A 14149-nucleotide genomic window follows, 5' to 3' on the forward strand; every position below is an offset into this window, starting at 1 on the left:
ACCCCCGGCTCGCCATTTCGTCGCATCCGATTCGGGGGATGAAGCCGGGTCGCGCGGTATTTACGTCGCCGGCATCAGCACTGTGTCGACCACATGGATCACGCCGTTTGACTGGTTGACGTTGGAGATGGTGACCATCGAGGTGCCGCCCTTGGCATCGACGATCCAGACCTTGCCGTCCATCTTCTTCACCGTCAGCTCCTCGCCTTCGGCGGTCTTCATCTTCTTGCCGTCGGTGAGATCGGACGCCTCGAGCTTGCCGGGCACGACATGATAGGTGAGGATCTTGGTCAGCGTCGCCTTGTTCTCGGGCTTGACCAGGGTGTCGACGGTGCCGGCCGGCAGCTTGCCGAAGGCAGCGTTGGTCGGCGCGAACACCGTGAACGGGCCCTTGCCTTCCAGCGTCGGCACCAGGCCGGCCGCCTTCACCGCCGCCACCAGCGTGGTGTGGTCCTTCGAGTTGACGGCGTTCTGGACGATGTTCTTGGACGGGAACATCGCGGCGCCGCCCGACCATGACGGTCTTTTCCTCGGCGCGGGCGGGCGCGACGACGGTCGCGGTGATGGCCAGCGCGCTGAAAGCTGCAGCGGTAAGATAGGCAATGCGCTTCGACATGGAGAGTCTCCCGATTGGATGATGACCGGCGATGGCCGGCGTTCGAGTTGGGCAACAACGGTGGCTGCGACCTGTGAGCGTGAAGCAGCAGCGACGTCGTTGGCTCGAATTACGGGAGGGTTCGCGAAGCGGTTTCGAATAAAACTTCTTTGTGATGCGTGAAACTAAGTGCGGGTGTGTTCGTGGGGAGGGGCGAGCGCGCCTCACGCTCTACTGTCGTCCCGGCGAAGGCCGGGACCCATACTCTCGAAAGGCAGTCGTAGCGCGAGACAGGTAACCACGAGTCTTCGCCAAACTACTTCCAGTGGTTATGGGTCCCGGCCTTCGCCGGGACGACGAATTGAGATTGTCGCGCGCGCCTCCCCTCAATCCCTGTTGTGCGGCGTCTGAATGAACCCGCGATTATGCGTCGGGCTGATCAGCAGTTCGTTGATGCACACTCGCGCCGGCATGCTCGCGATGAAGGCGATGGTGCGGCCGAGATCTTCGGATTGCAGCATCCTGGCCTGCTCCTCCTCGCTTGGCACCACCGGGCGCAGCTTCAGGATCGGGGTCGCCACCTCGCCCGGCATCAGGCAACAGGCGCGCAAGCCGTTGACGCATTCGTCCATATTGAAGGAATGGGTCAGCGCCAACACCGCATGCTTGGTCGTGGTGTAGGCCGGGCCCGGCATTTTCGAGACGTGGCGGCCGGCCCAGGACGAGACGTTGATGATGGAGCCGTCCTGCTGCTTGCGCATCGTCGGCAGCACCGCGCGCAAGCAATAGAGCACGCCGTTGAGGTTGACCTGAACCAGCTTGTCCCAGCCCTCCAGTTCCATGTCCTGCCAGCTGCGCTTGGGGACATTGATGCCGGCATTGTTCACCAGCAGGTGGATCCGGCCGTGCTTCGCGACGATTTGATCGGCGGCCTTCTGGGCCGCAGCGGCGACCGACACGTCCAGCGCGATGGCTTCAGCGGCTCCACCCGCCCCAGTGATCTTCGCGACCACGGTATCGAGGGCGTCCTTGCGCCGGCCCGAGACCACCACCGTCCAGCCGTCGGCCGCCAGCGCCTCGGCGCCGGCCTCCCCGATCCCGCTGCCCCCGCCTGTCACCCAGGCCACGCGTTTCCCGTTTTTGGTCATGCAAACTGTCTCCGTTGCTTCATCGGGGCGGTTTTTGCTAATCCAGCCCTCGGTTTTGACCGGCCTTGTCTGACGAGCCTTGTGGTCAAGCCTTGCAGTCAAGCCTTGCGGTCGAGGAAATCTTGCATGAACCAAGCTGCCAACGCCAATCTGTTTTCCCGCCTGTTCGACGGCCTGGACGATCCGAAGCGCCTCGCGATCGAGACGCACGACGGCGGCCGCATCAGCTATGGCGATCTGATCGCCCGGGCCGGACAGATGGCCAATGTGCTGGTCGCGCGCGGCGTGAAGCCCGGCGACCGCGTTGCGGTTCAGGTCGAAAAATCCGTGGCCAACATCGTGCTGTATCTGGCCACGGTGCGGGCCGGCGCGGTCTACCTGCCGCTCAACACCGCCTATACGCTGAACGAGCTCGACTATTTCATCGGCGATGCCGAGCCCTCGCTGGTGGTCTGCGATCCCGCCAAGGCGGAAGGCCTCGCCCCCATCGCCGCCAAGGTGACGGCGAAAATCGAGACGCTCGGGCCTGACGGCAAGGGCTCGCTGACGGATGCCGCCGACAAGGCAAGCAGCGAATTCACCACGGTGCCGCGCGCAAACGACGATCTCGCCGCGATCCTCTACACGTCCGGCACCACCGGCCGCTCCAAAGGCGCGATGCTGACCCACGACAATCTGGCGTCGAACTCGCTCTCGCTCGTCGGCTTCTGGCGCTTCACCGAAAAGGACGTGCTGATCCACGCGCTGCCGATCTACCACACCCACGGCCTGTTCGTGGCGACCAACGTGACGCTGTTTGCGCGCGCGTCGATGATCTTCCTGCCGAAGCTCGACCCGGATCTGATCATCAAGCTGATGGCGCGCGCCACGGTGCTGATGGGCGTGCCGACGTTCTACACCCGCCTGCTCCAGAACGCCGCGCTGTCGCGCGAAACCACACAACACATGCGGCTGTTCATCTCGGGCTCGGCGCCGCTGCTCGCCGAAACCCATCGCGAATGGTCGGCGCGCACGGGGCATGCCGTGCTCGAGCGCTACGGCATGACCGAGACCAACATGAACACGTCGAATCCCTACGACGGCGAACGCGTGCCCGGCGCAGTCGGCTTTCCGCTCCCCGGCGTCTCCGTGCGCGTCACGGAGCCCGAGACTGGCAAGGAACTGCCGCGTGACGAAATCGGCATGATCGAGGTCAAGGGCCCCAACGTGTTCAAGGGCTATTGGCGCATGCCGGAGAAGACCAAGGCGGAATTCCGCGACGACGGCTTCTTCATCACCGGCGACCTCGGCAAGATCGACGCCAAGGGTTACGTCCACATTCTCGGCCGCGGCAAGGATCTCGTCATCTCCGGCGGGTTCAACGTCTACCCGAAGGAAATCGAGAGCGAGATCGACGCCATGCCCGGCGTGATCGAATCCGCCGTGATCGGCGTGCCCCACGCCGATTTCGGCGAGGGCGTCACGGCCGTGCTGGTCTGCAACAAGGGCGCCGATGTGACCGAGGCCGCGGTGCTGAAGGCGCTCGACGGCCGGCTGGCGAAGTTCAAGATGCCCAAACGCGTCTTCGTGGTCGACGAGCTGCCGCGCAACACCATGGGCAAGGTGCAGAAGAACGTGCTGCGGGATATTTACAAGGATCTTTACGCGAAGAAGTAGGGGCGCAATCGCTCCGGGCTTGGGGGACATGAACCGAGAGCAAGCTAAGAAGATACACAAGCACCTGCTCGATGCTGCCGCAGCATTCCGGCGAGCGGAGGCCGCGATCGTCGATGTTGGCGATGACGGTCGAAAGCTGTTTGCAGACCCGCTCGTAACGGCGGTTTTCCATTTGCAATTCAAGCTTCTGCGACTGATCTACAAGCGATTTCCGGATCTTGAACCGCCGGGACGGCCTGCCACCATCGACAGCACACTCCGGTGGGAAGACGTTTCACTTCCGTCCTCTGTGCTGGAGACCGATTTGGATCGCGTCATTTTCTCTGTCATGAAGCCGCGATGGCAGAAGGTCGCAATGGTCCTGTACTGCGCGGTTGAGAGGGTCGAAAAGGAAGAAGCGTTAGCGGCTCCCGTCGATTTTGAGGTCTTTGCGGCCCGCATTCAGGCGTTGGTTGAGGCCGATCTTCTGGAGGCGCAAGGCAATCTTCAAATGTGGGGCCACAGCGAAGTGAGATTGAAGGACCGGTCGGTTAACTAGCGCCCACCAGACTCAGCACAAACCTGCTGCCGACGATGAACAGATAGCACCCGAACGCGACCTCCAGCCTCCGCTTGGACATCGCATGCGCGGCTCTCACGCCGAGCGGTGCTGTCACAAGGCTCATCGGCATCACCAGCACGGCGCCGATCAGGGAGACGTAGCCGAGCGCGAATGGGACTTGCAGGGCTGCAACGCCGGGATAGTGCGCCGCCGCAGGCCAGCCGGCATAGATGTAGCCGAGCGCACCGGGGATCGAGATCAGCACCGCGAGCGCCGACGATGTCGCCACGGCCTGATGGATCGGGCGGCCATAGAACGTCATCAGCAGGTTCGAAAACAATCCACCGCCGATGCCCATCAGCGTCGACAAAATGCCGACGCAGAAGCCGTAGAATCGCATCAGCGGCCCCTTCGGCAGATCATCGCCGAGCTTCCAGCTCTCGCGCGCGAAGATCAGCCGTACCGCGGCCGACCAGGCGACGGCGACGAACACGATCTTGAACAGCCGCTCCGGCGCGTAGCGCGCGACCACGCTGCCGGCGACGACGCCGATTAGGATCGGCAGCCACCAGACCCGAAGGATAGCAAGATCGACGGCGCCGCGCTTGTAATGGGCCTGGAACGAACGGATCGAAGTCGGAATGATGACAGCGAGCGAAGTGCCGATGCACAGCGGCATGCGCACCTCGAGCGGCACACCGGCGATGCGGAAGCACTCGTAGAACACCGGCACCAGAATCGCGCCGCCGCCAATGCCGAACACGCCGGCCAAAAATCCGGAGAGCGCGCCGGTTGCGATCAGCAACAGCGCGAGTTCGACGATCTCCTTGATATCGAGTCCTGCAATCACCCCTGACCTGCCCCGGCGGTGGTCGCAACTTCTCCGATGCATCGCTCGGACAGCTGCCCGCAATGCTCTAGGCGATCTGATTTGTCGGGTCGACCGCCGCATCGGCGCTCTGGGGTGGGATGCAGGCTGCGCATATCCGCCCGTCTCGCGAAAAATCGGTGCGCTTCGCGGAAATTGGAAATTGCTCGCTGATCAGCCCTGCCGGGTCGAACGTCATGGATGACTGGTTCGAACCCTGTTTGGCCTGCGGCGGCTTAGAGCCGTTCCAATAGTAATTTCAATGCGCCGCAGCTCGGCAACAAGTCATGAATTTAGATTCTGTCTTTAGTCGGTGCGCCATGGCCCTGGTATACCAAGCCGCCGATTGGCCTTGTTACATCAAGGGCCTAGAGCTGAACCCAAGTTCGATCTATGGCGATTTGGTGATTGCGCAGGTGAAATCGACTCCGTAAATAGAGCCGACCTTTCGCGATCCCCGCGCGCCCATGCTGGGCCGCAATAAAGCAAATCGAAGCCCATGACCGCACGGATCGAACGACCGCTTTCGCCACACATGCAAGTCTACCGCTGGACGTTGACGATGGCGCTGTCCATCGTTCATCGCGCCACCGGGATTGCCCTCTACGCCGGAACGCTGCTGCTGGCCTGGTGGCTGATTGCGGCGGCCTCGGGCCCCGCCGCCTATAGCCACGTCCAGGCCTTCACCGGCAGCATCATCGGCCGGCTGATCGTGTTCGGCTTCACCTGGGCGCTGATGCACCACATGCTCAGCGGCATCCGGCATTTCGTCTGGGACCTCGGCTACGGCTTCAAGGCCAATGAGCGCGAAGCGTTGACCTGGGGCGCGTTAATCGGTGGCATGGTGCTCACGGTCCTCGTCTGGATCATCGCCTACGCGATCGGAGGCGGACGATGAGTTTCGACGAATCCCACGGCTCTCCGAAGGGCTCCTCCATGCGCACCCCGCTCGGCCGCGTGCGCAATCTCGGCGCGGCGCATTCGGGCACGTCCGATTTCTGGCGCCAGCGCATCACCGGCGTCGCCATGACGCTGCTGATGATCCCTGTGATCGTGATCGTGATGATGCTCCTCGGCCGCAACCAGGCCGGTGCCGCACAGATCCTGGGCTCGCTGCCGGTCGCGGTGATCCTGCTGCTCTTCATCTTCGCCAGCGCCTGGCACATGAAGATCGGCATGCAGGTCGTGATCGAGGACTACATCCATAACGAGAAGCTGAAGCTCATCTCGATCATGCTCAACAACTTCTTCTCGTTCGCCGTGGCGCTCGCCTCGATCTACGCGATCCTGAAACTTTCCTCCGGAGTCTAACCCATGGCCACAGAGACCAATGGCAAGGGCAACGGTGCTCCCGCCACCAACGGCAAAGCCTATCCGATCGAAGACCACACCTATGATGTCGTCGTGGTCGGCGCCGGCGGCGCGGGCTTGCGCGCCGTGGTCGGCTGCAGCGAAGCCGGCCTCCGCACCGCCTGCATCACCAAAGTGTTTCCGACCCGCTCGCACACCGTCGCGGCGCAGGGCGGCATCTCGGCGTCGCTCGGAAACATGCACAAGGACGACTGGCGCTGGCACATGTACGACACCGTGAAGGGGTCGGATTGGCTGGGCGACCAGGACGCGATCGAATACATGGTGCGCAACGCGCCCGAGGCAGTCTACGAGCTCGAGCATTGGGGCGTGCCGTTCTCGCGCACCGAAGACGGCAAGATCTACCAGCGTCCGTTCGGCGGCATGACGATGGACTACGGCAAGGGCCAGGCGCAGCGCACCTGCGCCGCCGCCGACCGCACCGGCCACGCCATGCTGCACACGATGTACGGCCAGTCGCTGCGCCACGCGGCCGAGTTCTTCATCGAGTTCTTTGCCATCGACCTGATCATGGACGACCAGGGCACCTGCCGCGGCGTCATCGCGCTCAAGCTCGACGACGGCACGCTGCACCGCTTCCGCGCCCAGTCCGTGATTCTGGCGACCGGCGGCTATGGCCGCGCCTATGCGTCCTGCACCTCGGCGCACACCTGCACGGGCGACGGCGGCGGCATGGTGCTGCGCGCCGGCCTGCCGATGCAGGACATGGAGTTCGTGCAGTTCCACCCGACCGGAATCTACGGCTCCGGCTGCCTCGTCACCGAAGGGGCGCGCGGCGAAGGCGGCTATCTCGTCAACTCCGAGGGCGAGCGCTTCATGGAGCGCTATGCGCCCTCCGCCAAGGATCTGGCCTCGCGTGACGTCGTCTCGCGTGCGATGACCATCGAGATCCGGGAGGGGCGCGGCGTCGGCAAGAAGAAGGACCACATCTTCCTTCATCTCGATCATCTCGATCCCGCCGTGCTGGCCGAGCGCCTGCCGGGCATCTCGGAATCCGCAAAGATCTTCGCCAATGTCGACGTGACCCGCGAACCGATCCCGATCGTGCCGACCGTGCACTACAACATGGGTGGTATCCCGACGAACTATCACGGCGAAGTCCTGACCAAGAAGGACGGCGACGACAACGCCATCATTCCCGGCCTGATGGCGATCGGCGAAGCCGCTTGCGTCTCCGTGCACGGCGCCAACCGCCTCGGCTCCAACTCGCTGATCGATCTCGTCGTGTTCGGCCGCGCCGCTGCGCTGCGCCTCGCCGAGAAGCTCACGCCGAACGCCAGCCAGCCGGAATTGCCGGCGAACTCGTCCGACCTGGCGCTCGGCCGCCTCGACCACTATCGCTACGCCTCCGGCGGCACGCCGACCGCCAAGCTGCGCGAAGGCATGCAGCACGTGATGCAGAACAATTGCGCGGTGTTCCGCACCGGCGACATCCTGAGCGAAGGCCAGAACCTGATCGAAAAGGTCCATAGCGGCATCACCGACATCGCCGTGTCCGACCGCTCGCTGGTGTGGAATTCCGACCTGATCGAGACGCTCGAATTCGACAATCTGATCGCGCAGGCCGTGGTGACGATGAACTCGGCCGCCAACCGCACCGAGAGCCGCGGCGCGCATGCCCGCGAGGATTTCTCCGACCGCGACGACAAGAACTGGATGAAGCACACGCTGGCCTGGCTGGAAGATTCCGGCAAGGTCAAGATCGAGTACCGCCCGGTTCACGACTACACCATGACCAACGACGTCCAGTACATCCCGCCGAAAGCTCGCGTTTACTAAACGGCGCGCGTGTACTGAGCGAACAGCGAAAGCTTTATCGAAATGGTTGAATTCGCACTTCCGAAGAACTCCAAGATCAGCGGCGGCAAAACCTGGCCGAAGCCCGCGGGCGCGACTGAAACTCGCGAATTCCGCGTCTATCGCTGGAACCCGGACGACGGCAAGAATCCCAGCGTCGACACCTATTACGTCGACACCCATGATTGCGGGCCGATGGTGCTGGACGGCCTGATCTGGATCAAGAACCACATCGACCCGTCGCTGACCTTCCGCCGCTCCTGCCGCGAAGGCGTCTGCGGCTCCTGCGCGATGAACATCGACGGCCAGAACACGCTGGCCTGCACCCGCTCGATGCACGACGTGAAGGACGGCGCGGTGAAGATCAATCCGCTGCCGCACCAGCCTGTGGTGAAAGACCTCATTCCCGACCTCACCAATTTCTACGCGCAGTACGCTTCGGTCGAGCCGTGGCTGAAGACGACCTCGCCGACGCCGCAGAAGGAATGGAAGCAAAGCCACGAAGACCGCGAGAAGCTCGACGGCCTCTACGAGTGCATCCTCTGCGCCTGCTGCTCGACCTCGTGCCCGAGCTATTGGTGGAACAGCGAGCGCTATCTCGGTCCGGCCGCGCTGCTCCAGGCCAACCGCTGGGTGTCGGATTCGCGGGATGAAGCCACCGGCGAGCGGCTCGACAATCTCGAGGACCCGTTCCGCCTCTATCGCTGCCACACCATCATGAACTGCGCCAAAGCCTGCCCGAAGGGCCTCAACCCGGCGGAAGCCATCGCCGAGCTCAAGCTCAAGATGGTCGAGCGCCAGATCTAGGCGTCATTCATGCTGCGATCCCCGGCCGGAATGGCCGGGGCATTCTACGGCGGGCGCGTATTCGAGCAGATTTTGCCTCCGCCCCTGCGCGGGCAAGCCGACGGGTTGCAACCTCTGGTTCCCGCCACAAGCCGCTTCCTTCCCGGCGCGAAATTCAAGTAAGCTCTCCGGTGTGGGACCGGAGCGACCGTGCAGGGCGCACAACGCAATTCGCTGAGATTGCTGCAGTGGATGATGGCTGCGTCCCTGGCGCTGCCGATTGCGCTGTTCGCGATCGCCGCCTCGATCTCCTACACCTCGACCAAAGACATCGCCGACCGCGAGATCGAGCGCACCCTCGATGTCGCGCATGAGCATGCGCTCAAGGTGTTCGAGACCATCGACCGTAGCCTCGCCGAGATCAACGAAGTGGTGCGCGGCATGCCCGACGACATCATCCGCTCGCGCGAGCCGGCCCTGCACCGCCGCCTGAAGCAGCTGACCGATTCGCTGCCACAGCTGAAATCGGCATGGATCTTCGATGCGGACGGAAAGTCGCTGGTCAACAGCCTGGCCTCGCCGCCGCCGGCACAGAGCTTTGCGGATCGTGACTATTTTGCCGCCCATGTCGACCAGACCATCGGCAGCTACATCGGAGTCCCGCTGACGCCGCGCCAGCCTTATCAGGGCGCGCGCTTCTTCGGGGTGAGCCGCCGCCGCGGCTCCGACGACGGCAGCTTCATCGGCGTGATCCAGGCCTCTGTCCTGCCGGAATATTTCGAGAGCTTTTATGCCCGGATCGGCTCTGATCCCGGCAGCTTCCTCGCCATGGCACGCACCGACGGCGTGGTGCTGGCGCATCTTCCACGGCTGGACCGCGACCTCAGGCTCGATCCCAACGGGCCGGTCGGCCGCAGCATCGCCGCTCATCCTGAGCATGGCCTCATCACCATCGCCTGGCCATCGGACGAGGTCGAGCGCCGCATCGGCTACCGACGCATCGCCGAATACCCGATCTATGTCAGCGCGGGGCTGGAGACCTCGGCAATCCGCGCGCGCTGGCTCGCCACCATGGGCCAGCATCTGGTGTTTGGCATTCCCGCGACCGCGCTGCTGTTTCTGCTGCTGGCGTTCGCGTTCCGGCGCACCCAGCATCTCCAGGCCGAGGCCGCCGCGCGGCGCGAAGCCGAAGAGGCGCTCAAGCACAGCCAGCGCCTGGAGGCGCTCGGCCAGCTCACCGGCGGCGTCGCGCACGACTTCAACAACCTCCTGACCGTGATTCGCGCTTCGGTCGACCTGTTGAACCGGCCGCAGCTGAGCGAGGAGCGGCGCCAGCGCTACATCACCGCCATCGCGGACGCGGTCGGGCGCGCGGCCAAGCTGACCTCGCAGCTGCTTGCCTTCGCGCGGCGCCAGACCTTGAAGCCGGAGGTGTTCGACGTCGGCGCGCGGCTGCAGTCGCTGCACGACATGCTCGCGACGCTGCTCGGGCCCGCGATCGAAATCGCGATGCGGCTGCCGGCCGAGCCCTGCCTCGTCAATGCCGATGCGAGCCAGTTCGAGACGGCGTTGATCAACATGGCGACCAATGCGCGCGATGCCATGCACGGCAAGGGCAGGATCGTCTTCAACGTCCAGGCCGCGGCGACCATTGCGGACACGCGGGCTCCCGTCTCGGGCAACCCTGATCTTTCAGGCCAGCATGACCTTCCTGGCAAACACGGTTTCGTCGGCATTGCCGTCAGCGACACCGGGATCGGCATTCCGGCTGCGCGGCTGGAGCGCATCTTCGAGCCGTTCTTCACCACCAAGCAGGTCGGCCACGGCACCGGTCTCGGCCTGTCGCAGGTATTCGGCTTCGCCCGGCAGTCCGGCGGCGAGGTGACAGTCACCAGCGAGGTAGGCCACGGCAGCACCTTCTCGCTCTATCTGCCGCGCGTGGCGCCGCATTTGTTGCCGCAGCGGCAGGCACCGAACACGGCCCCCGCTGTGGCCGGCAGCGGCATGTCGGTGCTGCTGGTCGAGGACAATATCGAGCTCGCCAATTTCGCGGCCGACGGCCTCACCGAGCTCGGCTACAGCATCACGCTGGTCGACAATGCAACCGACGCACTCGCCGAGCTGGTCATGGATGCCGATCGCTTCGATGTCGTTTTCTCGGACATCGTGATGCCCGGCATGACCGGTCTCGATCTCGCGCAGGCGGTCCGCGACCGCGGCATCGGCGTGCCGGTGGTGCTGACCACCGGCTACAGCGAGGCGCTGTCCCAGGACGGCAAGATCGATTTCGAGCTCGTGCAAAAGCCCTACGCGATCGATCAGCTATCGCGCGTGCTGCACCGGCTCGCACGTCGCCGCCGGGTCCGCGACGGCGCGGCCGAGTGAACTGACGCTCGGAACCTGCGGGAACCTTTTGATTTAGCTTGCGTTATCCGGCCATGCAAAAGCCGGCCAGAAAACGCGAATCGGGCAAGAAGCCGCCCATCGTCGAAATCGTCGGCGAGACCGGCGGGGAAGTGGCTCCGCCGCCGCCCGAGCTGGTCGAGCCCGACCCGGAGCTGTCGCCGGAAGAGGCCGAGCAGGCCCGCAAGGACTATCTCCTCACCCGCTTCTGGATCAGCGCGCGCGGCTTCTGGGGCCGCAACGGCGACCGGCTGGCATGGCTCTACTCCATCGGCCTCGGCGTGCTGATTGTCCTGACCGTCGGCTTCCAATACGGCATCAATGTCTGGAATCGGGCGATCTTCGACGCGATCGAAAAACGCGAGGCGTCCACCGTCTTCCATCTCACCGCGGTGTTCTTCCCGCTCGCGATCGGCAGCATCGTGCTCGGCGTGGCGCAGGTGTTCGCGCGCATGGGCATCCAGCGGCGCTGGCGAGCCTGGCTGACGGCAAGCGTGCTGACGCGCTGGCTCGGCAACGGCCGCTATTACCAGCTCAATCTCGTCAGCGGCGACCACAAGAATCCGGAATACCGGATCGCGGAGGATCTGCGCGTCGCGACCGATTCGCCGGTGGATTTTCTCGCCGGCGTGACGTCCGCGCTGCTGTCGGCCGCGACCTTCATCGTCGTGCTCTGGACCATCGGCGGCGCGCTCACCGTCACGCTTGCGGGATCGTCGGTGACGATTCCCGGCTTCCTGGTGATCGCCGCGATGCTTTATGCGGGACTCGCATCGGGCTCGATCCTGGTGATCGGCCGCCAATTCGTGCAGGTCTCCGAGGACAAGAACCAGGCCGAGGCCGATTTTCGCTACACGCTGACGCGCGTGCGCGAGAACGGCGAGAGCATCGCGCTGCTCGGCGGCGAGGAAGAAGAGCGCGACGGCATCGACCGCAATTTCACCAACGTGCTGCGGCAATGGGCGCGGCTCGCGGGTCAGCACATGCGCACCACGCTGGTGTCGCAGGGATCGAGCCTCGTTGCGCCGGTCGTGCCGCTGCTGCTCTGCGCGCCAAAATTCCTCGACGGCAGCATGACGCTGGGGCAGGTGATGCAGGCGGCTTCCGCCTTCACCATCGTACAGAGCGCGTTCGGCTGGCTGGTCGACAATTATCCGCGGCTCGCCGACTGGAATGCCTGCGCTCGCCGCATCGCCTCGCTGATGATGTCGCTCGACGGCCTCGAGCGCGCCGAGCAGGGCGACGGCTTCGGCCGCATCAAGCGCGGCGAAACCAGCGACGACGCCATGCTGGAGCTGAACGATCTCTCCGTCACGCTCGACGACGGCACCGCCGTGGTCGGCGAGACCGAGGTGGTGGTCGAGGCTGGCGAGCGGCTGCTGGTGGCCGGCGAGTCCGGCACCGGCAAGAGCACGCTGGTGCGCGCCATCGCCGGGCTCTGGCCCTGGGGTGGCGGCAGCGTCAATTTCCATCCCGACCGGCGGCTGTTCATGCTGCCGCAGCGACCCTACGTTCCCTCGGGCTCCTTGCGCCGCGCGGTCGCCTATCCCGGCGCGGAAGACGACTGGACCATCGAGGAGATCGGCGAGGCCCTGCACAAGGTCGGCCTCGACCATCTCAAGGAGAAGATCGAAGAAGAAGCACCGTGGGACCAGACGCTGTCCGGTGGCGAGAAGCAGCGCCTCGCCTTCGCGCGGCTATTGCTGCACAGCCCTGACATCGTCGTGCTCGACGAGGCGACCTCGGCGCTCGACGAGAAGAGCCAGGACAAGATGATGAAGATGATCACCGACGAGCTGCCGAAGGCCACCATCGTCAGCGTCGCGCATCGCGTCGAGCTGGAGGCCTTCCACAGCCGCAAGATCGTGCTGGAGCGCCGCAAGGGCGGCGCAAAACTCGTCAGCGACATCGAGCTGATCCCGCGCAAGGGCAAGCGCAAGCTGCTCGGGCGATTCCTGAGGCAACGCAAGCCGGCGAAAAAGGCGGCGTGAGGGGCGTAGCCCGGATGGAGCGAAGCGCAATCCGGGAAGGTCTATCCGTAAGGCGAGAACCCCGGATTACGCTGCGCTCCATCCGGGCTACCGACCTCTCGTGAACGATTGGAGTCCTCTTCAAAACCGGCTATGCATGCGCCGCTTGCAATGAGGACTTTGACTTGGCGACTGACAATGCCCCTTCGTCCGCGCCGTTCGGCGCGTTTGCGCCGAACGCGGCGCAGGCCGCGATCATTCGCCTCGCGACACAATCGCGGCTGAAGCGCGGCGCATTCCGGCCGTGGCTGTCGCGGCTGGTGAACCTGCTGCGCGGCGGTCCGATCGACGTGCAGTACCAGGGCGCATCGTTCCGCTTCTATCACCAGGGCAGCGCGACCGAGCGCGGCGCGCTGTTCAATCCCGAGTACAATCTCGACGAGCTCGACTTCCTGCGCCAGCACACCCCGGACGGCGGCGTGTTCGTCGACGTCGGCGCCAATGTCGGCACCTTCGCGCTGGTGATGGCGCGACAGGTCGGGCCATCGGGAAAAGTGGTCGCGATCGAGCCGCATCCGATGACGTTTGGACGGCTGTCGTTCAACCAGGCCGCGTCGAAAGCGACGCAAGTGCGCTTGGTGCAGGCGGCCGCCGGCGACAGCGACGGCGAGCTGATGATCGAGAGCGGGGGCGGCAATCTCGGCGCTACGCATGTCGTCATCGGCACGGCCAGCGCGGAGGCGATCAAAGTGCCCTCGCTGCGGTTGACGCGCATTCTCGACGAAGCCGGCGTCACCAAGGTGGACGCGTTGAAGATCGACGTCGAGGGCTTCGAGGATCGCGTGCTGATCGGCTTCTTCCGCGACGCGCCGCAATCGCTATGGCCGCGCGCGGTGGTGATCGAGCATTTGTCACAAAAGGATTGGCGGGAAGATTGTATCGCTGACATGGTCGCGCGCGGCTTTGTGGTTGCGCGCAAGACGCGGAGCAATACGTTCCTGTCGCGCTGACGAC

11 protein-coding genes and 1 pseudogene are annotated in these 14149 nt (G+C 64.4%); 9 read left to right on the forward strand and 3 right to left on the reverse strand.

Annotated features, from left to right (window positions below):
- Positions 1–60: 60 nt before the first annotated feature.
- Positions 61–616, reverse strand: a pseudogene (locus ACVIN2_RS19830) (fasciclin domain-containing protein).
- 365 nt (positions 617–981) lie between these two features.
- A complete protein-coding gene (locus ACVIN2_RS19835) occupies positions 982–1743 on the reverse strand; it encodes an SDR family oxidoreductase (RefSeq protein WP_456766827.1) in 762 nt (253 codons plus the stop codon).
- Positions 1744–1869: 126 nt separating this feature from the next.
- On the opposite strand from ACVIN2_RS19835, the gene ACVIN2_RS19840 reads away from it, so the two are divergent.
- Together ACVIN2_RS19840 and ACVIN2_RS19845 are read left to right on the forward strand one after the other, a co-directional pair.
- Complete coding sequence (locus ACVIN2_RS19840; RefSeq protein WP_456766828.1) at positions 1870–3399, forward strand: malonate--CoA ligase; 1530 nt, start codon at positions 1870–1872, stop codon at positions 3397–3399.
- Positions 3400–3427: 28 nt separating this feature from the next.
- Complete coding sequence (locus ACVIN2_RS19845; RefSeq protein WP_456766829.1) at positions 3428–3937, forward strand: hypothetical protein; 510 nt, start codon at positions 3428–3430, stop codon at positions 3935–3937.
- On the opposite strand, the gene ACVIN2_RS19850 is transcribed toward ACVIN2_RS19845, so the two are convergent.
- The gene (locus tag ACVIN2_RS19850) at positions 3930–4790 is read right to left on the reverse strand and encodes a sulfite exporter TauE/SafE family protein (RefSeq protein WP_456766830.1); all 861 of its coding nucleotides are present in this window, start codon (positions 4788–4790) and stop codon (positions 3930–3932) included. The genes ACVIN2_RS19845 and ACVIN2_RS19850 overlap by 8 nt on opposite strands.
- Positions 4791–5307: 517 nt before the next feature.
- On the opposite strand from ACVIN2_RS19850, the gene sdhC reads away from it, so the two are divergent.
- The 7 genes from sdhC (at position 5308) to ACVIN2_RS19885 (ending at position 14145) form a co-directional block, all read left to right on the forward strand.
- Positions 5308–5706: a succinate dehydrogenase, cytochrome b556 subunit gene (gene sdhC / locus ACVIN2_RS19855; RefSeq protein WP_456766831.1), complete on the forward strand. Its 399-nt coding sequence runs from the start codon at positions 5308–5310 to the stop codon at positions 5704–5706.
- Entirely contained in the window at positions 5703–6119 is a 417-nt protein-coding gene (sdhD, locus tag ACVIN2_RS19860) for a succinate dehydrogenase, hydrophobic membrane anchor protein (protein WP_456766832.1), read from the forward strand. The genes sdhC and sdhD overlap by 4 nt, the downstream gene beginning before the upstream one ends.
- A 3-nt stretch (positions 6120–6122) precedes the next feature.
- Positions 6123–7958 (forward strand): succinate dehydrogenase flavoprotein subunit, encoded by a 1836-nt coding sequence (sdhA, locus tag ACVIN2_RS19865; RefSeq protein WP_456766833.1) that lies wholly within the window; start codon positions 6123–6125, stop codon positions 7956–7958.
- Between the two features lie 42 nt (positions 7959–8000).
- Positions 8001–8783, forward strand: a complete 783-nt coding sequence (locus ACVIN2_RS19870) for a succinate dehydrogenase iron-sulfur subunit (RefSeq protein ID WP_456766834.1) — start codon at positions 8001–8003, stop codon at positions 8781–8783.
- Positions 8784–8972: 189 nt separating this feature from the next.
- Positions 8973–11147 (forward strand): ATP-binding protein, encoded by a 2175-nt coding sequence (locus ACVIN2_RS19875; protein ID WP_456766835.1) that lies wholly within the window; start codon positions 8973–8975, stop codon positions 11145–11147.
- Positions 11148–11200: 53 nt separating this feature from the next.
- The gene (locus ACVIN2_RS19880; protein ID WP_456766836.1) at positions 11201–13156 is read left to right on the forward strand and encodes an ABC transporter ATP-binding protein/permease; all 1956 of its coding nucleotides are present in this window, start codon (positions 11201–11203) and stop codon (positions 13154–13156) included.
- A gap of 164 nt (positions 13157–13320) precedes the next feature.
- A complete protein-coding gene (locus ACVIN2_RS19885) occupies positions 13321–14145 on the forward strand; it encodes an FkbM family methyltransferase (RefSeq protein ID WP_456766837.1) in 825 nt (274 codons plus the stop codon).
- The last annotated feature ends 4 nt before the right edge of the window (positions 14146–14149 follow it).

It is taken from the genome of Bradyrhizobium sp. USDA 3650, assembly GCF_054057395.1.